Origin of the sequence: Rhizobium redzepovicii, from assembly GCF_019793435.1 — a bacterium.
Lineage (GTDB): Bacteria > Pseudomonadota > Alphaproteobacteria > Rhizobiales > Rhizobiaceae > Rhizobium > Rhizobium redzepovicii.
This window is the reverse complement of the sequence record NZ_JAILYH010000007.1, coordinates 104,933-124,196: the sequence shown is the minus strand read 5'-3', so window position 1 is coordinate 124,196 and position 19,264 is coordinate 104,933. Positions and strand designations below refer to the sequence as shown.

Annotated in this window: 16 protein-coding genes; 4 read left to right on the top strand and 12 right to left on the bottom strand. The window is 62.5% G+C overall.

The annotated features are described in order from the left end of the window. Nucleotides 1-159 precede the first annotated feature (159 nt). Nucleotides 160-510, top strand: coding sequence for a MarR family transcriptional regulator (locus tag K6N12_RS13020; RefSeq protein WP_007634042.1), 351 nt, complete (start codon nt 160-162; stop codon nt 508-510). A gap of 24 nt (nt 511-534) precedes the next feature. After that, nucleotides 535-1,392: a C40 family peptidase gene (locus tag K6N12_RS13015; protein ID WP_097630090.1), complete on the top strand. Its 858-nt coding sequence runs from the start codon at nt 535-537 to the stop codon at nt 1,390-1,392. Here K6N12_RS13015 and K6N12_RS13010 read toward each other — a convergent pair. The 12 genes from K6N12_RS13010 to K6N12_RS12955 form a co-directional block, all read right to left on the bottom strand. Further along, nucleotides 1,385-2,776, bottom strand: coding sequence for an amidase (locus tag K6N12_RS13010; protein WP_097630091.1), 1,392 nt, complete (start codon nt 2,774-2,776; stop codon nt 1,385-1,387). The two genes, K6N12_RS13015 and K6N12_RS13010, sit on opposite strands and share 8 nt — an antisense overlap. 36 nt (nt 2,777-2,812) lie before the next feature. After that, a complete protein-coding gene (locus tag K6N12_RS13005; RefSeq protein WP_097630092.1) occupies nt 2,813-3,676 on the bottom strand; it encodes an ABC transporter permease in 864 nt (287 codons plus the stop codon). A 3-nt stretch (nt 3,677-3,679) separates the two neighbouring features. Then, nucleotides 3,680-4,627: an ABC transporter permease gene (locus tag K6N12_RS13000; protein ID WP_097630093.1), complete on the bottom strand. Its 948-nt coding sequence runs from the start codon at nt 4,625-4,627 to the stop codon at nt 3,680-3,682. 268 nt (nt 4,628-4,895) lie between these two features. Continuing rightward, nucleotides 4,896-6,425: an ABC transporter substrate-binding protein gene (locus K6N12_RS12995; protein ID WP_179867214.1), complete on the bottom strand. Its 1,530-nt coding sequence runs from the start codon at nt 6,423-6,425 to the stop codon at nt 4,896-4,898. 150 nt (nt 6,426-6,575) lie between these two features. Then, entirely contained in the window at nt 6,576-7,496 is a 921-nt protein-coding gene (locus K6N12_RS12990) for a LysR family transcriptional regulator (RefSeq protein ID WP_097630095.1), read from the bottom strand. Nucleotides 7,497-7,552: 56 nt separating this feature from the next. Continuing rightward, entirely contained in the window at nt 7,553-8,548 is a 996-nt protein-coding gene (locus K6N12_RS12985; protein ID WP_097630096.1) for a P1 family peptidase, read from the bottom strand. 129 nt (nt 8,549-8,677) lie between these two features. After that, entirely contained in the window at nt 8,678-8,872 is a 195-nt protein-coding gene (locus tag K6N12_RS12980; RefSeq protein WP_003544544.1) for a hypothetical protein, read from the bottom strand. A 518-nt stretch (nt 8,873-9,390) separates the two neighbouring features. Beyond that, nucleotides 9,391-12,312 (bottom strand): aminotransferase, encoded by a 2,922-nt coding sequence (locus K6N12_RS12975; RefSeq protein WP_097630097.1) that lies wholly within the window; start codon nt 12,310-12,312, stop codon nt 9,391-9,393. 119 nt (nt 12,313-12,431) lie between these two features. Then, nucleotides 12,432-13,316 carry a formyltetrahydrofolate deformylase gene (gene purU, locus K6N12_RS12970; RefSeq protein WP_012559590.1) on the bottom strand — a complete coding sequence of 295 codons (885 nt, stop codon included), beginning with the start codon at nt 13,314-13,316 and terminating at the stop codon, nt 12,432-12,434. 274 nt (nt 13,317-13,590) lie between these two features. Then, on the bottom strand, nt 13,591-14,607 hold the full coding sequence (locus K6N12_RS12965; RefSeq protein ID WP_097624516.1) for an acyltransferase family protein: 1,017 nt from the start codon (nt 14,605-14,607) through the stop codon (nt 13,591-13,593). A gap of 159 nt (nt 14,608-14,766) precedes the next feature. After that, entirely contained in the window at nt 14,767-16,035 is a 1,269-nt protein-coding gene (locus K6N12_RS12960; RefSeq protein ID WP_097624834.1) for a hypothetical protein, read from the bottom strand. A 2-nt stretch (nt 16,036-16,037) separates the two neighbouring features. Beyond that, nucleotides 16,038-17,087, bottom strand: a complete 1,050-nt coding sequence (locus tag K6N12_RS12955; RefSeq protein WP_097624517.1) for a glycoside hydrolase family 5 protein — start codon at nt 17,085-17,087, stop codon at nt 16,038-16,040. A gap of 135 nt (nt 17,088-17,222) precedes the next feature. Between K6N12_RS12955 and K6N12_RS12950 the strand changes: the two genes are divergently transcribed. Continuing rightward, nucleotides 17,223-18,869, top strand: a complete 1,647-nt coding sequence (locus K6N12_RS12950) for a GumC family protein (protein ID WP_097624518.1) — start codon at nt 17,223-17,225, stop codon at nt 18,867-18,869. A gap of 59 nt (nt 18,870-18,928) precedes the next feature. Then, nucleotides 18,929-19,261: a hypothetical protein gene (locus K6N12_RS12945; RefSeq protein WP_097624519.1), complete on the top strand. Its 333-nt coding sequence runs from the start codon at nt 18,929-18,931 to the stop codon at nt 19,259-19,261. Nucleotides 19,262-19,264: the final 3 nt, after the last annotated feature.

Genomic DNA, 19,264 nt, shown 5'->3' with positions numbered 1-19,264 from the left:
AGGGCTGAGGGGCGGTGGCATGACTTTTCATGCGCTGCCCCCGCTGTCGATCGTTAAAATTTTATTCACCCTGCCGGGCGGCAATTGCTGCCGCCTCTTGCATGTCCATGGCAACTGCCGGAAAATGAAACGTTAGCGTAACGATTTTCCGGAGGGGCCGTGCCGATCGAACTGACCGCCTCGCAGGCGCTGGGGCTCTGGCATGGCGTGGCGCTCGATCAGGTCCGCCACGATGACCGCGATTTGACGTTGCGCCAGATGGCGATCCTGCTGCATATTTATCTGGTGCCGCCGCCGCATACGGTGCGCGGGCTTGCCGCGACACTTGAGGTCACCAAGCCGGTCATTACCCGCGCCTTGGACACGATGGGCGAGATGGGCCTGGTCGATCGTGTGCGCGACGATGCCGACCGGCGCAGCGTGATCATCAAGCGTACCGTCGGCGGCGCGCTATACCTGGAAAAGCTCGGCGACCTCGTCCGTGATCAGGCCCGCCGGCTGCCGCTCTGAGAGGCCAATTGAAAAGGAAACTCAATGACGATGCTCGACCGCCGCCTGCATGCCTATCGGCCGGATCTCGCTGAAGCGGGACTTGAAGGCAAGGTGGAGGCGTTGCGCTTCGTCGAAGGCGCCCCGGCCCGCATTGCCGTTCCGGTCGCGGCCTTGCGCCCCGAACCAGACCTTGCGCGCGGCATCGATACCGAGGTGCTGCTTGGCGAGGATGTGACGGTGTTCGATCGCGCCGACGGCTGGTGCTGGGTGAAAGCCGCTTCGGACGGCTATGTCGGTTATCTCTCCGCAGAAGCGCTTTCGGAAGGCAGGCCGGCGCCGACCCATTTCGTCACCGTCCAGCGCACCTTCCTTTATCCGGAACCGGAGCTGCGCAAACCCCACCAGGCGATCCTGTCCATGGGAAGTCGCGTCCATGTGGCCGGCGAGGCGGAAGCGCGCGGTAACCGCTATGTCGTGCTGGAGGATGGAACCGCGATCTTCGCCAAACACGTCCAGCCGATCGGCACGCTCGACGGTGCCGATTACGTCGAGATCGCAGCCCGTTTCCTGGAAACGCCCTATCTCTGGGGCGGACGTTCCGGCCTCGGCATCGATTGTTCCGGCCTCGTCCAGCTGGCGATGCTGATGACGGGCAGAGCTGCGCCACGCGATACCGATATGCAGGTGGCAGGCCTCGGCCAGCCGATCGACCGATCCGAAATCCGCCGTGGCGACCTGGTATTCTGGAAGGGTCATGTCGCCGTCTTCGAAGATCCGGAAACCATTCTGCACGCCAACGGCCATAGCATGACGGTGGCGCGCGAGAATTTCGAGGCCGCGGTCGAGCGCATCGGCTGGCTCTACGAGCAACCGACCGGGTATCGCCGCCCGGTCAGCTGATCGGAGGCCGCGGCCAGGATCTTACCCCACCCGTCCAGTCCTCGAAGGCTTTCGACAGTCTGAGCACCCGCATGTCGTCGAAGCGCGGCCCGACGATCTGCAACCCGATCGGCATGCCTGAGCGGGAGAAACCGCAATTGATCGAGGCGGCCGGCTGCTCCGACATGTTCCACGGCACCGTGAAAGCGATATGTTCGAACGGCAGGGCCGGATCATTGGTCGGAGATGCCCATTCGGCCGGATAGGAGATGATCGGATTGGTCGGCGAAAGCAGGGCGTCGACCTCGGTGAAGAACCGTCCGCAGCTCTTGCGCATCTCGATCGTCTGGTTGAAGCCTCTGACCGCATCGACGCCGCGGATGTCGGCGCCACCCTTCGCCCAATCCCTGATATAGGGCAAGATGCTGTCGCGCCGCTCCTCGTCGAGATCAGCAATATCGCCCCAGAGCCGGGATCGCCAGAAATTGTCGAGCCCATCCAGCATTGCACGTGTCAGCACTGGCTGGACCGATAGAATGGTCGCGCCGGCCGCCTCGAATTGTTTCGCCGCCGTTTCGACCGCGGCCCTGATCTCGTCGTCCACCGCAAGCCCGCAGCCGGCATCGAGCATCAACCCGATCGTCATGCCCGACAGGTCGATGTCGAGATCCATCCAGTTGAAATCGTTCGGCGGGAGGCTGGTGCCGTCGCGCCAGTCCGGCCGTGACAGCGTCGCCATCGAAAAGGCCGCATCCTCGACTGTGCGTGCCATCGGCCCGACGCAGCGCCCGACATAATAGGGATCGGCCGGAATGCGGCCATGGCTTGGCTTGAAGCCGAAGATGCCGGTCCAGCCGGCGGGAAGGCGCACCGAGCCGCCGATATCGGTCCCGATATGCAGCGGTCCGTAACCGGCCGCTGCCGCTGCGGAAGCCCCGGCGCTCGATCCGCCGGGATTCTGCGTGGTGTTCCAGGGATTGCGGCTGAGAGGATGAAAGCTCGAAAGCCCGGAGGAAAGCATGCCGTAATCGGGGCAGGTGGTCTTGGCGAAGATCACCGCGCCGTCTTCCCGCAGCCGGGCCGCGGCCGGCGCGTCGGCCTCTGCCGGTTTGAGTTCCACTGCCCTTGTGCCTGATGGCACCGGTTGGCCCTTCGTGGCGATCAGTTCCTTCAGCGTCACCGGGATGCCGTCGAGGGGACCTAGCGTTTCTGCCTTCGCCCAGCGCTCCGTCGAAGCTTTCGCTTGGGCGCGCGCCGATTCCGGATCGTAGAGGTAGAGCGCCGAAATCGACGGCTCCCAGGCGGCGATATGGTCTTCGAGGGCGAGCCAGTATTCGAGAGGGGAAAGGCTTTTATCGGTGAAACGCTGCCTGAGTTGGCGGATGGTGAGGTCGGTTTCGGTCATGGCATGGTCTTTCGGGCTTTTCGTCTTGGGAGGACATCAGCGGCTCGCCTCGCGCGGGTCGAGCAGATCGCGCAAACCGTCGCCGAGCATGTTGAAGCCGAAGACGGTCACAGCGATGGCAAGGCCGGGCAGGATCGCCAGCCAGGGGGCGAGCGCCAGATAGGTTTGCGCATCGGCAAGCATCCGGCCCCAGGTCGGCGCCGGCGGCGCCATGCCGAGCCCGAGGAAGCTGAGACCCGCTTCGGTCAGGATCGCCAGCCCCAGCTGGATCGCACCATGCACGATGATCTGGCTGATGATATTCGGCAGTACATGGCGCAGCGAAATGGTCAGGCGTGTATTGCCGATCGCGCGCGCCGCCGTCACATAGTCGCGGCTCCAGGCCTGCAGCGAGGTCGCGAGTGTGACACGGGCAAAAACCGGGATCATGAAGACGGCGATCGCGGTGATCGCGGTGAACCGCCCTGGCCCGAGAAAGGCGCCGAGCACCATGGCCGACAGGATCGGCGGAAGCGCGAAGATGACGTCGCAGATCCGCATCAGCAACGCCTCGAAGGGACCGCGGATTGCCGCCGCCGAGATGCCTGATATCGAGCCGAGCGTCCCGCCGATCGCAACCGCAGTGATGGCGATCGACAGTGAATTCCAGCATCCCGCCATCAGCATCGAAAGCACATCGCGGCCGAATTGGTCCGTGCCGAGCAGGCCGAAGGCAAGCGGCGGCTGCAGCTTGTGGATGATCTGCATTTTCGCGGGCGGCAGCGGTGTCCAGACGAGCGACAGCAGCGCAACGGCGACCAGCAGGCCGATGATGACAGACCCTGCAATCAGGTTCATTCGCCGGCTAAATCTAAAGACCCGGCGGCGGCTGATGATTGCGGTGGATACGATCGGTGCCATGCGTCAGGCCGCCTTTCTCATCCTGGGATCAATCGCCAGATAGGAGAGATCGACGATGAAATTCATCACGATGACCAGGCCTGCGAAGAACAGCACGACATCCTGCATGACGATGATGTCACGCTGGGAGAGCGCCTGCAGCGCGAGCCGCCCGAGGCCGGGCAGGTTGAAGACGTTTTCCACCAGCACCGCGCCGGCGACGAGAAAGGTGAATTGCAGCCCGATCATAGTCAGGATCGGGATCAGCGCGTTCGGCACGATATGCCGCCAAAGCACTGCACTGCGTGACAGTCCCTTCGCCACGGCGGTGCGGGCAAAATCCTCATGCATCGTATCGAGCACCGCCGAGCGCGCCACCCGCGTCAACACGCCCGCTTGCGGCATCGCCAGCGCGACGGCGGGCATAACCAGCGCCTGCAATGCCGGCAGCAGACCGGAGCTCCAGCCCGGGAAGCCGCCGGCCGGCATCAGCCCGAGCATCGTCGAAAATAGAATGATCAACAGCAGTGCCACCCAGAAGGCGGGCACGGCGATGCTGATCTGCGAAAACAGCGTTGCGATGATGTCGAAGACACCGCCGCGGCGCGAGGCGGCCAGCACCCCGAGCGGCAGGGCAATCGCCACAGAAAGCATAATCGCCATCAGCGCCAGCGGCAGCGTCACCGCCAGCCGCTCGACGATCAATCCCGCGACTGGCACGCCATAGGTTAAGGAATTGCCGAGATTGCCGGAGAGCACGCCGGTCAACCATTGCCCGTAGCGCAGCAGCAGCGGCTGATCGAGCCCGAGATCGTGGCGCAGTGCGGTAAGCGTTTCCGGTGTTGCCGAGGTGCCGAGCATGATCGAGGCGGGATCGCCGGGCAGAAGGTCCATGACGGCGAAGATCAGCAGCGAAACGACGGCCAGCGTGACGAGAAGACCGGCGAAGCGGCGGGCGAGGAGGGTGATCATGCGTGCCACGCTTTCGATGCGGCACGGCGGCTTCCCCGCCCTCCCTCATTCCTGTGCTCGTCACAGGAATCCAGCCACGGCGCATCTGCGCCGTGAATAACTCTCGTCCAGGCACGGAAGTCTCCCGCGCCCAAGGACTTGGGCGCGCTGGATTCCTGTGTCGAGCCCAGCAATGAGGGACGGAGAGGGTTGCGACCAGCATTGAGCGTTTCGCTATGCAGCTTCCCTGCGCTCATCCCATGCCTCTCAATCCGCACGAACTCGCCGCCTACTCGTCCCAGGAAACGCCGGAGAGTACGTTGGAAGGGATCGGCTCGTTCTCCCACAGCCCCTTCAGCTTCTTGTCCCAGACGCCGAGTTTCGGCATGACGAAGAGGTAGAGCGCCGGCACGTCCTCGGCGAGGATCTTCTGCGCTTCGCCATAGATCGCATTCTGCGCGGCGGGATCGGTCGTCTCCTGGACCTTCTTCATCAGCGCGTTGAAAGCGGCGTTCTTGTAATTGAAATAATAGGGATCGCGGGCATAGATGTCGATGTCGAGCGGTTCGGCATGGGCAACGATCGTCATGTCGAAGTTGCGGTCCTTCATGATGTCCTGGACCCATTTCGCCGGAAATTCGGTCGGCTCGATATTCATCGTTACGCCGATCTCGGCAAACATCGCCTGCATCACCTGGGCACTGCGCGGCGCATAGGCCATCTGCGGCGATTTGATCGTGAAGGTGAAGCCGTTGGGATAGCCGGCTTCGGTCAGCAGCGCCTTCGCCTTTTCGACGTTGTAGGGCAGCACGCCGGTCATGTCCTGATAGCCTGGATCGTTCGGCGTGTAGTGGCTGCCGATCGGCGTGCCGAGGCCGGACCATGCGCCGTCGATTACCGTCTTGCGGTCGATAGCCATCATCAGCGCCTGGCGGACGCGTTTGTCGTCGAACGGCTTCTTGGCATTGTTCATGCCGGCAACGACCTTGAGCTCTGTATTGCCGATCCTGGTGACCAGCCTCGCATCGCCATCGAAGGAACTCATCAGTTCGGGTGCTGCAAATTCCGGAAAGGCATCGAGATCGCCGGACTTCAGCGCTGCCGCCTGCGCCTGCGGATCCGCGATGAAGCGGAAGGTCACCGTGTCGAGCTTGGCGGCCGTATCCTTGTTCCAATAATCGGCATTCCTGGCGAGTTCGACCTTGTCGCCCTTCGCCCAGCTGGCGAATTTGAAGGGGCCGGTGCCCACTGGCGTCGTCTTGTCGTCGGCAGCCGTCTTCGGCGCGACCATCACCGAGGCTGGCCAGCCGAGCCAGTAGATCAGGCTGCCGGTCGGCGCCGAAAGATGCAACACCAGCGTTTCGGCATCGGGCGTATCGATCGAGGCGATCGAGGCGAAAAAGCGCTTCTGCGGATTGATCGAATCCGCGCCGCGGGCGCGGTCGAGCGAAAACCTGGCGGCAGCGGCATCAAAAACCTCGCCGTCATGAAATTTGACGCCGGTCTGCAGCTTGAACGTATAGGTCAGGCCATCGGGAGAGATCTCCCAGCTTTTCGCCAACTGCGGCTGAATCTTACCAGCCTGGTCGATCGTCACCAAGCCCTCGAACACGTTCTGCCAGGTCACCTGGCCGATCGCGACCGGTGCTGCGATCGTCGGATCGAGACCGGTCGGCTCGACGCTCATGCCGAGATTAAGCGTGGTCTTCGCCGCCTCGGCCGGCGTCATTGCCGTCATCACCAGGCCGGCCGAAAGCGCAGCACCGAGCGAAAGCCGCCGGGCGAAACGCGCTGAAGGCGCAAACGAAAGCTTGATCATCATGTTCCCTTATCTGGCCGCGCGTCGATGACGAAGACCTTTTGCGAGGAGAGTGACACTATGCCGGTGCACACACAATGACGATTTTGTGTGCTCAGTGTAGCCGAAAAAGCTACACCGTAAATCTGGGGGCAATGCAAGCTCGAAGCGTCAGTCCTTCGTCTCGGCCCGGCGGTTCGTGCGCTCGCGCATGAACCTTTCGATGAAGTCGAGCAGTTTCGTCGCGGCGAAGGACAGCTGCCGGTCCGGTGCAACGCAGAGATCGACATGGGTGCGGATGCCGGTCTTACCGGCGAGCGGAATAGCAAGGAGCTGACCCGCCTCGATCTCGCGGCGGACAGTCAGCGCTGGCAGCAGCGTGGCCGCAGCCCCGCTGAGCACAAGTTCCTTCAGCATTTCGAGCGAGCTGGTGACGAAGACGGGATCGAGGCTCAACCCCTCCTTCTCGAACAGCGCATCGAAAGCCTGGCGGAAGCCGAAGGATTGATCCGGCAGCGCCAATGCGTAGTCGGCAAGTTGCCCGATAGGGATCTCGGTATGCGCGGCGGCCGGATGCTGCGGCGTGACGATGAGATCATAGGCAATCTCGGAGCGCAGCCGGACCTTGGTGCCGGACATCGGTGGCGCAAACAGCGTCACCGCAATATCCGCCTCGGCGCTGTTGACCGCATCGACCGCCTGCCGCGCGCTGGTGATTGTCACGGTGAAGCGCAGCTTCGGATATTTCAGGCTGAATTCGGCAAGCGCCGGCGCCAGCAGATTGGCGACGGTCGCCCCATTGGCATAGATGCTGACACGGCCGCGCTGCAGGCCCTTCAGGTCTTCGATCAGCTGCTGCACGTGATCGAGTTCGCGCAACGTCCGGCCGGCGCGGGCGGCAAGCAGTTCGCCGGCGGCCGTCAGCTTGACGCCGCGGGCACTGCGTTCGACGAGCGGCGCGCCGAAATGATATTCGAGGTTCTCGATCTGCCGGCTGATCGCCGTCGGCGCGACATTGAGGTTTTCGGCCGCCTGGCGCATCGAATTGGTCCTGACCAGCTCGTCGAAATACATCAGCGCCCGGATCTGCATTCACGTCTCTCCGCCATTGGGCATATTGGATCTGTAGAGAGTCTGACCCTATTCAATCAGCCGCCGCTCGGATAGCGGTCGCGCCAGGCCTTTTGTGCGCCCTCGACCGGAAGGGCGGTCGCGGCGTAGACGCCACGGGCGATCGCCCGGGCCATGACGATGGTCGCGAGGTGGCACAGCTCCATCAGGCTCGCCATGTCGTCTCTTCGATGCTTCGCCGTCGAAGCGGCAAAGACGGTGTCGCCGTCGAGCGGCAGGTGCGCCGGCAGCAGGGCTCGGGCAAGGCCGTCATGGCCGGCGAGCGAAAGCCGGTGCGCCTCGGCCTTCGTCAGCTGCGCATCGGTCACCACTGCGCCGATCGTGGTTGCCGGCGTGTTCATGCCCTTGAGCCGCATCCGGTGGTCGGCCACCGCAGGCATGCCGAGCCCGCCGAATTCCGCATCTTTTTCAAAAGGCGCCGCCCAGAAATGCGGCCCGTCGCCGATCGTTGCCGAACCGAGCGCATTCACGGCGACGATCGCCGCGACGCGATACCCGGCGCTGCTGACGGCGCTGGCCGAGCCGAGCCCGCCCTTGACGGTGGCCGTCGTCGCTCCCGTCCCGGCACCTGTCGTGCCGAGCGCGAATGTGCCCTTGGCCGCAGCCTGGAGTGCCGTGTAACCCATGTCGCGATAGGGCGAGTGAAGGCCCCAATCCTTGTCGCCGCCGTTCAGCAGGTCCATCAGGATCGCCTGCGGCACGATCGGAATGCGCACCGACCCGACGGCAAAACCGCGGCCGAGCTCGCGCAGGCCCGCCTGCACGCCGCCGGCGGCATCCAGCCCGAAAGCCGAGCCGCCGGAAAGCACGAAGGCATCGACGGCATTGACGGTCATCGACGGATCGAGCAGGCCGGTGTCGCGCCCGCCGGGCGCACCGCCGAGCACCGTGCCGGAGGCGACGGCCGGTTCGTCGAAGACGATGACCGTGACGCCGGAACCGAGCGCAAGGTCGGTCGCATGGCCGACGGAAACGCCTTCGATGTCGGTGATGAGGTTCAGAAGATCGGGCAAGGGCGGATCCTTATGCGGATAGGCCGCCGATAGGACTGCAATTGCTCTTAAAAAACAAGACCGGCCCCAAATGGCGGGACCGGTCGGACATCGAAAAAAGCCGTGAATGCTATTGCCGGCCTCATGCCCTCAGGCATGAAGCGGCTTCGGATGACGGCGGGTCATCAGATCGTGGATGGCCAGCCGCACCTCATCGGGCGAGCCGAAACGCTGCTCGTCGAGGTCGTGGACATGAAACTTCACGGCGATGAACTTCAGCCGGTCTTCATCGGGAATGACGATCCCGACGGGAACGCCTGCATATTCGATAACTTGCTTCTTCATAGATAGAACTCCTGCCGCGCGACATGCGCAGCCATGGCGAATTGACTTGTCTGGTACCGTTGAAAGGAGGACGAACGTCACATTCGACAGTTCGGGCGGGAGAGGGCGCCCGGACGGTCATTGCCAAGCACAGATCGCCCAAGGTCGGCGAGAATATCGATGTCTATCATGCTCGTTCCTTGCGTTGGCGTTGCACTTGAGAGGTCCCGGAAGAGCCCGGGACCGGCGATGGCTGCCACTGATAAATCTACTAACTTGGTAGAGATTACCCTGCAGCCTGTCAGAAACATATTCCGAAACGTGTCAAAATATCGACGATCTGAAAAAATCCATTCCATCCCAGCCGAACTTTACGGAAAGAAACATATCAGCTCGTCGTAAAATTCGCATGACAGAATCGAAACTCTTTCGACCGCCGCAGCAGAGATAGGAAGCCCGGCTGATTCAGGCAATGGGCCGTTTCATTAAAAATCGAAATGCCCTGAAATGAACGATTTGGTTAAGGCCGCATGCCCTTGTCACCAGCCTTCATCGAGCACCTTTTCCAGCATGTCCGCGAAGAAATCCGCGCTGTCGATGCCGAGGCAGAGCGGCGGTTTGATCTTCAGCACATTCTGGTGATCGCCGGTCGGCTGCATGATGACGCCGAGGGTCAGAAGCCGCTCGCAGACTGCTGCCGTCTCTTCGGTCGCCGGCTCCAGCGTCGTTCTGTCGCGGACGAATTCGAGCCCGAGATAGAGCCCCATGCCGTGCACGGCGCCGGCAATCGGATGGCGATCGATCAGTGCGGCAAGCCGCGCCTTCAGATGATCGCCGACCTCTCGCGCATTTTCCTGCAGCTTTTCCTCGGCCATGATGTCGAGCACCGTCATGCCGGCGACGCAACTGACCGGGCCGCCGCCGGTGGAGGAAAAGAACGTGCCCTCCTTCTCCAGCGACCTGGCGATCTCCCGCGTGGTGATGACGGCGCCGAGCGGATGGCCGTTACCCATGCCCTTGGCGATGGTGATGATGTCGGGCACGACCCCTTGCTGTTCGAAGCCCCAGAAATAATGGCCGAGCCTGCCATAACCGACCTGCACTTCGTCGGCGATGCAGAGGCCGCCGCGGGCGCGCACCTGTGCATAGACCTGGGCGAGATACCCGTCCGGCAGCGGAATGCCGCCTGCATTGCCGTAGACCGATTCGCAGATGAAGCCGGCAAGACCTTCGCCGCCAGCGTCGATCCCCTCCAGCACCGGCGTTATCGCGCCGAGATAGCCGGCCGCCGTATCGGGACCTCGGAATGCGCCGCGATAGGTATTCGGCGACGCGACGGCATGCACCCAGTCCGGCCGGGTGGTCAGAGCCTCAGGATTGTCGGCGATCGAGGTGGAGACGGCGTCACTTGCCGACGACCAGCCATGATAGGCTTCGAGCAGGCAGAGCATGTTGCGCGCGCCGCTATGAGCCTGCGACAGCCGGATCGCCAGATCGTTCGCCTCCGAGCCGCTGTTGACCAGGAAGACCGTATCGAGCCCATCGGGCGAAAGTGCTGCGAGCCGCTCGGAAAATTCCGTGATCGCGGCATAGTGGAAGCGTGAGTTGGTGTTGAGCCGCAGCCATTGGGCGCTGATCGCCGCCGCAAGCTTGGGATGGCCATGGCCGAGAATGGAGACGTTGTTGACCATGTCGAGATAGGCGCGGCCCTCGACATCGAACAGATGCTCCTTCCAGCCGCGCTCGATCTGCGGCGGCGCTGCGTAATAATTCTTCTGTGCCCCGGCCAGATGTGCCTGCCGCCTGGCGAGCAGCTCGGCGGTTTCCGGTTTCGGCGCATCGGCCCCAGGGCCGAGAAGCAGCGAGGGAGAAGGGCAGAGCACCGACCAGGCCGCCGCCTCGCGCGGCGTGGCAAAGAGCGGCGGCTCGAGCCCCGCGATGCTGCAAAGCTGGACGCGCAGCCCACCGAGCGATGAAGCCTCGCCGACGACCGCGCCGAGCGGCTCGCCGCCGGCAACCTCGGCGCCGTCCTCGACCGAGAGGTCGAGCCCGTCGAGATGCAGGGTCATGCCGTCGCCGGTCAGCGTCAGATGCTGGTCCTTCCAGCCGATGCGGCCGGTAAAGGGCGCGGCAACCGCGCTGCCGGCGGCAAGGCATATATCGATATGCAGGGCGCAGGTCGCCTGTCTCCCGGCGGTTCCCGCCTGGGACAGCCGATATTCGCCGTAGCGCGTTGCTGCCGTGCCGTTTTCGGTTGCAGCCCGGGCAAGCAGCCGCCAGTCCATGTCGGCATTCAGCCAGTTGCCGGCGGAAAAATGCGGGCTGCACACCCCAAGGTCGACATAAGCGATCCCGGTGGGATCAATGTCAGGCAGCAGCGGCAACCATCCTGATGTTTCCGGGGCAGCGACATTCCCGCCGGCTGCCTGGAGGATTGCTGCTTCCATCAATTCGAAGGGAACCGACATCGCCGTATCGAAGATCGCCCGCTCGCGATCGAGATTGCCGCGGACATAATCATTGTCGGGATCGACCGAAATCTGCTGCTCGCTGCTGGCGACGAGGATGACCGCGCGGGCGACGATCAATGGCCAAAGCGCCTTCAATTCCTCCTCGGTCAGCGGATAGATCGCCTGATAGGCAGTGACGGCAGGCAGGATATGAAAAGGGTCGCCCTCGGCGTGATGCAGCAGCGAGGCGCAGGTGACGGCGAGGTCGCCGACCAGCCAGCCGCGGATGATGTCGCCGAAATCGATCACTCCGTCGGGAATGATTTGGCCATGGGCACTGCGATGACCGACGACATTATCGCCGGTGACGTCGTGATGCACCGCCTGCAGCCGAAGCGACGGCGCCAAGGGCTGGATGCGGCGAACGGCCATCACCATGGTCTTGGCGATCCGGTCGCGCGCGGCACTGTCGGTGATGGCGGAAAGCAGTTGCACCGCGACCGGCCCGGCCCGCCTCAGATCCCATTGCAAGCTGCGGTCGAGGCCGGGATGGTTGAAATCGGCAAGCGCCTGCGCCAGCTTGGCGCAGAGCGCGCCGAGCGCAGCAACGGAAGCCGGCGCCAGGTAGGTCAGTTCCGTCAGCCCTTGGCCTTCCAGATATTCCAGCAGCCGGACTTGGTAGCCCTGCCCGCGCACCGTCAGCACGACGATCTCCCGCCCCTCATTGCTGGCAATCACATTGGGAACGCGTGGCGCATCCTGCTTGCTCTTGAGGTGATGGATCGCTGCATTCTGCGCTTCGAGTTCGCGGGCCTCGTAAGCGGCATGGCAGATCTTCAGGACGTAGCGGCCGCGATCGCTATCGACGCGGTAGTTCCGATCCTGCTGACTGCCGAGTTCGGCGATGGTGCCTGACAGGCTGTAATGGGCAAGAAGGATCTCTTCCGCGTCGGCAACGGTCACGTTGGGACGCGGCAGTGACATGCGATCAACAAGCGCCTCGTCGGTCATGACACCCCTCCCGCAGCATGATTCGATTACCTATTGAAGGCGATAATCAAATACTTGCTGCTGGCAGGCAACGGGAGATTGTCGTCTGTCAGCAAAAGAGATGTGGGTCTCGACCGCGTTCAACCCATGCGTTCGGAAGCGTAGCTGCCGGGGCTTGCCGGGAAGACCACTGTTCTATTGCCGTTGATAAAGGTGCGATGGTGGATATGGGCGTGGATGGCCCGGGCCAGCACCTGGCTTTCGACGTCGCGGCCGATCGAGACATAGTCGTCGGGCGACTGGGCATGGGTGATGCGCGCCGTATCCTGCTCGATGATCGGGCCTTCGTCGAGGTCGGCGGTGACGTAATGGGCGGTGGCGCCGATCAGTTTGACGCCGCGGCCATAGGCCTGCTTGTAGGGGTTGGCGCCCTTGAAGCTCGGCAGGAAGGAATGGTGGATGTTGATGATCTTGCCCGACATCTTCTGGCACATCTCGTCCGACAGGATCTGCATGTAGCGGGCAAGCACGATCAGTTCGGTGCCGGTCTGCTCGGCCACCTCCATGATATGGGCTTCGGCCTGCACCTTGTTGGCCTTGGTGACCGGAATATGGTGGAAGGGGATGTCGTGGTTGACCACGACCTTCTGGTAGTCGAAATGGTTGGAGACGACGCCGACGATGTCGATCGGCAGCGCGCCGATCTTCCAGCGGTAGAGCAGGTCATTGAGACAATGGCCGAAGCGCGACACCATCAACAGCACCTTCATGCGGCTTTCGCTGTCGTGGAATTCGTATTCCATCGAAAAGGGCGCGGCGACGGCGGCAAAATCGGCGCCGATCTCTGAGCCGGAAAGACCTTCTTCGGAGATGAAGGAGACGCGCATGAAGAACTTGCCGGTATCGAGATCGTCGAACTGCGAGCTGTCGATGATGTTGCAGCCCTTTTCCGCCAGATAGCTCGAAATCGCCGCAACGATGCCGCGCGTCGACTTGCAGGATACCGTCAATACATAGCTTTTCATGTCTCTCCCTCTTCCCTCTTCAAGGCCGCGGCCGTGCTTAGATCAAAGCCTGGGCCGCGAACAGGCCGGTGCGCTTTCATTCATGCGACAAATTGCAAGATGACCCATCATGTTTGTGCAAGTTCTCTCGCTTCCGGGTCTTTATGTCTCGCATGTCGTTATCGCAAAACCGCTGCACAGTTTTGCGCGACAGGCCTTAGCTTAGGAGAAGTTACGCAAAAAACTGTGCCGCCAGCGCCGTGGGCATGCGTATTCTCGCCTTCGATGGACGAAGTTAGGCCGGCGGGCGGCTCGCCAGCGCCACTTTCCGCCGCGGTGTGGTGATTTCGTGGATGATGGCGCCACCGATGGACGAGAGCACCAGCGACAGGATCACGAAGAGCACAGGCTGCTGCAGGATGCCGATCGGCAGCCGGTCGGCAGCGACCCTCAGAAACGCGAGCGTGAAGGCGTGGGTGATATAGATGCTGTAGGAGCAGTCGCCGAGATAGTTCAGCCAGCCGATAAAAGGCAGCCTGGAAAAGTCGATCGAGACCGCCCCGTAGACGATGAAGATCGCCGGGATTCCCCAGGCGTAGAACCGGCTTTCCGGCCGCATCAGCGCCTCGTTAATAAAGAGGAACGCAAAGCCGATGGCCAGCGCCGCCCATGCCCAGCGGTTCGGCAGAAGCACCTTCTGCCGGTAGAGCCAGCCGAGCACGGTGCCGGCGAGAAACTCCAGGATGATCGGCTCGCCGTAGAAGCGGGTGGCCGTCGTTTCCGGCAACAGCCGGCAGGCGATCAGGATGACGGCGAAGACGGCAAACATTGCCGGGATGCGGCGGATTTCCGAGAGCGGCAGCAGCAGCGCGAAGATGAGATAGAAGAACATCTCGTAATTCAGCGTCCAGCCCGGCACGACGACGGGGGTGATCGCGCTCGGAGCGGCGGCATTGGCCCATGGCAGAAAAAACAGCGAGGCGATCAGATGCGGCAGGTCGAACACTGTCGATTTCAGCAATGATGGGGCCACCAGCGCCACGACAGCCGAAAACAGCGTTGCCAGCCAATAGAGCGGGACGATGCGTTTGATTCGCCGACGGGCGAAATCGATGGGGCTCATCGCCCGTCCGCTTGTCGTCAGCCACATCACAAAACCGCTGAGCACGAAGAAGATGTCGACGCCGGTCTCACCATAGAGGAAGGCAGTGGCGTCGAGCGCAGGATTGACCTTGGCAAGCTGCAAGATCGCGTGGAAATAGACGACCATCAGCGCCGCTACGGCGCGCAGATATTGAAGCTGGACAAGCATCGAGCATCTTGCTCCCCAGAGCATGATGCCGAAAAGTGTGGGCGGTTTCGGACGACATCATGCTCTATTTCTTTGATTTAGAACAGGATTCAGATTTTAGGCCGATCCGGCCTTAAATCATCCTGTTCTATGGCTCGCGCGGGCGCCGTGCCGCTGCGGTCAACTCTCTACATCCGCCGCACCATCCTGACGGATGCGCGGGCTGTCGTGGAAACGCATATATCCGACGACGAACCACAGGAGCCCGGCGATCTTCATCGAGAAAACGGCGGTTCCCCCGATCATCATATTCAGAAAAATGAAAAGAGAAAGTGAATGGGCGCAACGCCGCTGCGCCGCCGTGCGCCCGGCGGGAAAGAGGCAGACGAACAGCCATAGCGCGATAACGCCGAAGATCGTCGCCGCGTAGATCAGGTAGACATAGCCGCTGTCGGCGAATTCGGCGACCCGGTCGACCGAAAGCCCGAGGATGGCGAGCGGATCGAGCTCCATGATCTTCTTCATCGTCAGGTTGATACGGCCGGTGAAATTGTCGCCCGTCGCATTGGGTTTTAAGGTGTAGACGAGGAAGCCGGCGGCGACGATCAGCGGCATCAGCGCCAGATTGAAATTCCTCGGGATCTTCGGAAAGACGAAATAGCCGACGATGCAGGCAAAACAGAAGATCAGCATCGTGCGGGTGTCGTTCGTCACCAGGATCAGCACCGCGGTGCTGACGAACAGCAGCCGGTCCCAGCGGCCTATTCTTTCCCACATGGAAATCAGATAGATCGCGATCACGCCGCAGAAATTGGCGAGCGACACCTGTTCGAGGAAGATCGACGACGAGCGGTGGTCGATGATGCCGAAGGAGAAACGCTCGGGAAAACCGAGCGCGTTCTGGAACAGGCCCGTCGTGTTGTAGCTCAGCGGCAGCAGCCCGCGGGTATTGGCGAAATAATCGGACGGATGCACGATGCTGACATAGAACGGCACGCTGACGATCTCGAAGATCAGGAAGATCATGACGGCAAGGCTTGCCCAGCGAAAGGCAAGCTTCATCGTCTTCTCGTTGCTCCAGCCACCAAGGCCGGAAAAGCAGAAGATGATCAGAACGTTGCGGAAATGATCAACGAACAGCATGCGGTTGAGCACGCTGACATAGATCGTCACGACAAGCGTGAACAGCAGGAACAGGAAAGCCGGCAGATCGGTCTCGTAGATCCCCTTGTGCAGGATGTAGAGGATGGCGCTCGCCATGATCAGGCCTTCGCTGGCGGCGACATGCGTCAACGAGAGCGGCATGATGTTGTGGTTGATGAAGGCGAGAATGCCGTTGTAGAGCACCGACAGCAGTCCGAGCCAGAGCACGAGATAATCGGTCCGCGCCGCTTCGCTGGCTGCACTGCCGGCCATAGAGAAAGCTGCCTTCTGGTCGAGGACCGCCACCATCAATTCCCCGCTGGCTTGACGCTGGCGCAGGCGCCGGCTTTCGCTTTTGCCGAATTGGAGAGAAGCCGCATCTGCGGCCGCTCGGTGCCCTTTCGCGGCTGGACGTTGAACGGCTCGTCGGCCGGCCACCATTCGCCCGCGGCCCAATAAGACCAGCCAAGCCAGGCGTCGCCATTATCGGACATGGTGGAATAGATCTCGGTCAGCCCGCTCATGCAGTCCTTGTCGGCGGCGGCGCCGAACTCGCCGAGAAAGCCGCGCTTGTGGTTCGTCTTCAGCCAGGCGGTGACGCCGGCGATCGCTTCGACAGCGGCGGTGGCACCCTCGCAGGTCGGATGGGTTCCGGAGGAATCGACGTCGAGATACTGGTGAACCTCATAGGCGTAGAAGTCGAGCGGATCGCGCACGCCAAGCATCACCGTGCCATTGGCGCCGCCGATCACATCCTTCTCCCAGCTGTGAGCGCCGCTCCAGGCCGTACCCGGCACCAGGATGAGGTTGCGGGCGCCGACGGCGCGGATGCTACGAATCGCCGCATTGGCGGCATCGAGCCAGTCCGTCGCCTTGATATCGTGCGGCTCGTTCATCAGGCCGAAGAGCACGCCATCCCGATTGGCGAATTCGACCGCGAGCCTTGCCCAGAAGTCGGCGAAGGCCGCGTCGGTCGCCGGCGCCGTGCCGACCTGCGTCTTGTCGTAATAGCCGAAATTATGCGGGTCGAGCAGCACGGCCATGCCGTGCTTGCGGATCAGGCCGACCGTATCTTTGATCCGCTTGAGTTCGTCCTCGTCGAGCCGTCCGCCGAGCGCCGGCTGCAGCCGCTCCCAGCGAAAGGGCAGCCGGATGATCGAGCTGCCCTTTTCGGCGAAATAGCCGATCGTGTCTTCGCTGGGATAGGTATAGTTCGTGCCGTAGACGCCGTCGCGGTCGCCATATTCGCCGCCGGAAAGATTGACGCCGCGATAGCAGGGTAGGTCGGCCGCGAGGGTCGGCGAGGGGACGAGAGCAACCGCAAGCAGCAGCGCCGTCAGATGTCGTCTCGTCCTCATGGCTGTCCTCGTAATCCAGGCAAATCGCAACATCGGCGTCGCTGAGATTATTTTAACGGTCCGTTAGCTAAGAATTTCTAAAGTCTGAGCACCTCGGCTTCAGTCTTTCACGCTGGGCAGGACACGAGTGCGCGTATGAACCAGTATGACAGGAACAGGGTAAGCCGGCTCCCTGGCTGGCGCAGTTATGAGTCGTCTCAGACTGCGCCGGAAGGTGTGCGCATGCGCAGTCCCGTGGTCCGTCCGGACGATTTTGTTCCGCCGGCGCCAGAACCCGCCCCTCCTGCCTTTGTGCCGCCGCCGGCAAGTGTTGCGCAAACGCGCCAATCCGAGCGCCCGGCGCCTCCGTCCCCGGCCACACCCCCGGCGCCGCCCCCGACGGCGCCTATGAAACAGCCGGTCGTGGACGCGGCGTCGAACGCGGCGCCCGCGCCTGCCGCACCGCTTCTGGACCTCCACTCCAGCGTCGCCGCGATCTGGAGCCGTCGGTTGGTCGTGCTTGGTCTTGCCCTTCTCGGCGCCGTTGCCGGCGGGGTGGTGGCGCCCACCATTGGGCAGAAATTCACCGCCGTCAGCAGCCTTTATTTCGATCCGCGCCAGATCGGCCTTGCCGATGCGGGCGGGCAATCTTCGGGGCCTTCGCCGGAAATGATCTCGACGTTGATCGACAGCCAGGTGCAGATCCTGACATCCGGCAATGTGCTGCGCCGCGTCGTCGAGACCATGAAGCTCGACCAGGATCCGGAATTCACCGGCGGCCGCACCGATGGCGCCGCCGTGATCGGCACCCTGCAGAAGGCATTGGTCATTACCCGCCAGGCCAGCACCTATGTCGTCTCGCTCGCCGCGACAACCAATGATCCAGAGAAATCGGCAAGGCTTGCCAACCAGGTCGTCACCTCCTTCACCGAGGAAGAAAACAGCGCTTCGAACGGCATCTACGAAAACACCTCCTCGACGCTGGACGGACGTCTCGACGATTTGCGCCAGAAGGTGCTGGAGGCCGAGCAGGCTGTCGAAACCTTCCGCGCCGACAACGACATGGCCGCGACCGAGGGCAATCTGATTTCCGATCAACGGCTCGTCTCGCTGAACACGATGCTGGTGACGGCGCAGGAAAAAACCATCCAGGCCAAGGCCCGCGCCGATGCCGTCGCCAATCTCCGCGTCGAGGATATCGTCGCCGGCAACCAGGCGGAGGGTGGTGTCACCTCGCCGCTCGTCAGCCTGCGGCAGCAATATGCCACCCAGGCCGCCGCCGTCGGCAGCCTCGAAAGCCAGATGGGCACGCGTCATCCGCGCCTGCAGGCGGCCCGCTCCTCGCTGCAGAGCATATCAGGCGAAATCAAGGGCGAATTGCAGCGGCTCGCCACGTCGGCAAGAGGCGAATACGAGCAGGCGAAGGCCGCCGAGGACAGCATCGCCAAGGAGCTTGCCGTCCAGAAGGCGCTGCAGGCGAGTACCTCGGACAAGCAGGTGGAGTTGAACGAATTGCAGCGCAAGGCGACGGCGGCGCGCGATATCTACGAGACGGTGCTGAAGCGCTCCAGCCAGACGAGCGAGGAGCAGAACCTCAACCAGAGTAACATTCGCGTCATCTCGCCGGCCGAGCCGCCTGTGAAGGCCGACGGCCCGGGAAAGAAGATCCTGCTCGTCGCCGGCATCATCGGCGGTCTTCTTGCCGGTTTCGTCGTCGGCGCCGGTTTTGCGATCCTCGCCGGCCTTTTCAGCCACCCTGTCATCAGAAGTTATTTCAGCAAGTCACCCGCGACCGCCGCTTGATGACGGTCGGCGGTTTCCCTACATCCTGTGAGTGCCCTATTGCCGGCAGGAGAATTCCCATGCGGCCTATGATGATGCTTCTGATGTCGCTCGTTGCCGTGTCCAGCCTTGCCCCTGCGTCCGCCTTTGCCGTCGACTGGACGAAATCCCTCGATTCCGGCGTTCAGCCCCTCTACCCCTACAAGGGCCTGCCCGGCGTCAAGGCGCAGCCGGACAAGAAGGAGGAGGAATCGTATAATTGCCGCACCGAAACCGTCCAGATCCGCCGCCGCTACGACGAGATCTTCCGCTCCGGCGGTATGCCGACGCTGATGTATGTCTGCGAACGCGACGGCTTCATCTCGATGGACGACAAGGTGCCGCTGCGCGGCCGCTATCAGCCGGTGCGGTAGGCA

Excerpts from the sequence above, each read along its gene's own strand:
- K6N12_RS13015 (WP_097630090.1), top strand. The coding sequence starts at position 535 with ATGACGATGCTCGACCGCCGCCTGCATGCCTATCGGCCGGATCTCGCT.
- K6N12_RS13010 (WP_097630091.1), bottom strand. The coding sequence starts at position 2,776 with ATGACCGAAACCGACCTCACCATCCGCCAACTCAGGCAGCGTTTCACC.
- K6N12_RS13005 (WP_097630092.1), bottom strand. The coding sequence starts at position 3,676 with ATGGCACCGATCGTATCCACCGCAATCATCAGCCGCCGCCGGGTCTTT.
- K6N12_RS13000 (WP_097630093.1), bottom strand. The coding sequence starts at position 4,627 with ATGATCACCCTCCTCGCCCGCCGCTTCGCCGGTCTTCTCGTCACGCTG.
- K6N12_RS12995 (WP_179867214.1), bottom strand. The coding sequence starts at position 6,425 with ATGATCAAGCTTTCGTTTGCGCCTTCAGCGCGTTTCGCCCGGCGGCTT.
- K6N12_RS12990 (WP_097630095.1), bottom strand. The coding sequence starts at position 7,496 with ATGCAGATCCGGGCGCTGATGTATTTCGACGAGCTGGTCAGGACCAAT.
- K6N12_RS12980 (WP_003544544.1), bottom strand. The coding sequence starts at position 8,872 with ATGAAGAAGCAAGTTATCGAATATGCAGGCGTTCCCGTCGGGATCGTC.
- K6N12_RS12975 (WP_097630097.1), bottom strand. The coding sequence starts at position 12,312 with ATGACCGACGAGGCGCTTGTTGATCGCATGTCACTGCCGCGTCCCAAC.
- purU (WP_012559590.1), bottom strand. The coding sequence starts at position 13,316 with ATGAAAAGCTATGTATTGACGGTATCCTGCAAGTCGACGCGCGGCATC.
- K6N12_RS12965 (WP_097624516.1), bottom strand. The coding sequence starts at position 14,607 with ATGCTTGTCCAGCTTCAATATCTGCGCGCCGTAGCGGCGCTGATGGTC.
- K6N12_RS12955 (WP_097624517.1), bottom strand. The coding sequence starts at position 17,087 with ATGAGGACGAGACGACATCTGACGGCGCTGCTGCTTGCGGTTGCTCTC.
- K6N12_RS12950 (WP_097624518.1), top strand. The coding sequence starts at position 17,223 with ATGAACCAGTATGACAGGAACAGGGTAAGCCGGCTCCCTGGCTGGCGC.
- K6N12_RS12945 (WP_097624519.1), top strand. The coding sequence starts at position 18,929 with ATGCGGCCTATGATGATGCTTCTGATGTCGCTCGTTGCCGTGTCCAGC.